The 1834-nt window shown below is 25.4% G+C and carries 1 protein-coding gene; it reads right to left on the reverse strand.

Annotated features, from left to right (window positions below; translation table 11 throughout):
* Positions 1-130: 130 nt before the first annotated feature.
* On the reverse strand, positions 131-1525 hold the full coding sequence (locus CLTEP_RS13855) for an ATP-binding protein (protein WP_066827657.1): 1395 nt from the start codon (positions 1523-1525) through the stop codon (positions 131-133).
* Between the last annotated feature and the right edge of the window lie 309 nt (positions 1526-1834).

Consider the following 1834-nt stretch of genomic DNA (forward strand, 5'->3'; position numbering starts at 1 on the left):
ATCATTACAAAATCTTAATTCATGGCATTATTAAAAAAAATTTGATAACTCATTTTACAAATAAATCTTTATGTCCAAACAATAATCATCTCACCTGGTATATTAGTCATATGCTTTTTGAAAATTTGTTCTATATAGAAATACCTTTTGAAAAATCAACTAATAAAATATTGTTATTTTTACTGAAATTAATTACGCTTTCTGTAAAACCACTTTTAGAAAAAAATATAAAATATTTATTTTCATAGTTTAAGACTTGAGACTTCTCAATTAATGAATTAACTACTTTCATATTTAAAAGTTCATTTCTCCATTTGCATTCACCAATGAGAGCACTATCTTTCGACACAGCTAATATATCTATTTCTTCTTGTCGCTTTTTTATAGGGTTATTTCCCCACCAACGACCAATTTTCTCAAAAACAAAAGGTAACTCCATTTTTTTATTTCTATGCTTGAGGTAATCCATACATATCTTTTCAAAAGTATTTCCTAGAAAATCATTCAATTCAGGTTTTATTTTTTTATCATAAACATAATCTATCATTTCTTGCTCAATGAGAGTGCTATTATTGAATATGAATCTATACCAAAATCTGAAAAGATTATCTTTAATAGAATAAATGGTTTTTCTACTTGTTTCTTTTTCTCCTATCGGAATCTCTTTTTGTATAATTTCAAGTTCTATAAGTGATTTTAAATAATTTGAACATTTCGAGCTATCTTCACCCACTTTTGTAGATATATCATTGAGGCGAGAATTTCCTGTAGCAATAGCTTCTATAAGTGAATTATATAGAGCCGGCTCTCTAAGTTCTTGTTTTAACAAATTTAAAGGTTCTTCATGAAGATAACTTGATTTTTCAAGAAGATTATATTTAATATTGTCTTCTACCGAAATATTGTCTTTAAATTTTTGTAAATATTGAGGTATACCACCTACGATACCATAAGAAATTACTTGATTTTGTATACTATAGTTTTGAAGAAAAATTCTACTATCAAAAAAATCAAAAGGTTCTATTTTCATCTGTGAAGTTCTTCTTCCATAAAGCGGACTCTTATAGGATAAAATCTCTTTCTCCATAAAGCTCATAGAAGAACCGCATATTATAATAAATAATTTACTATTTTTCAAATTATGATCAATTAAATTTTGCATAAGAGATGGTATAGATTTATTTGCCATAGCTATATAAGGAAATTCATCAATTACTAGTACCAAAGGAGTATCCTGGGCTTTTTTATTAAGAAATAGGAAGGCTTTTTCCCATGATTCAAATGAAGACATATAATCCAACATATCATAATGTTCAAAAATTTTCTTAGAAAATTTTTCTAAAGCTATTTTATCGTTATATTCTTCTGCAACAAAAAATATTGAATTCTTATTTTTGCAAAATTCACTTAATAATCTAGTTTTTCCTACCCTTCTTCTACCGTACATAACTACAAACTGAAATGTATTTTCTAGATATAACTTTTCAAGAACTTTAAGCTCATGTTTTCTACCAATAAATCTCATTTTTTCACCTTCATTCATTTGATACATCATGTTAGCTATTTAATATATTATTCTTCGACTTATTAATATTATACCACATATTTGTAAACTTAAACAAGAATAACTTAATTACGTTTAAGTTATTCTTGTTTAAGCTATTTGTGTAAACAAAGAGGTCAGACACTTAGAAAAAATTTTAGAATCTATAGTTGAGAAAATTTCATAACATATATTTACAATTAAATAATTTCATAAAAAATAGAGACAAATTTCACTTTTTGTTGTATAAATTATTTTGAATACAAACTTTAACAACAGGAGTGAAATTAT

Origin of the sequence: Clostridium tepidiprofundi DSM 19306 (assembly GCF_001594005.1) — a bacterium.
Lineage (GTDB): Bacteria > Bacillota > Clostridia > Clostridiales > Clostridiaceae > Clostridium_AC > Clostridium_AC tepidiprofundi.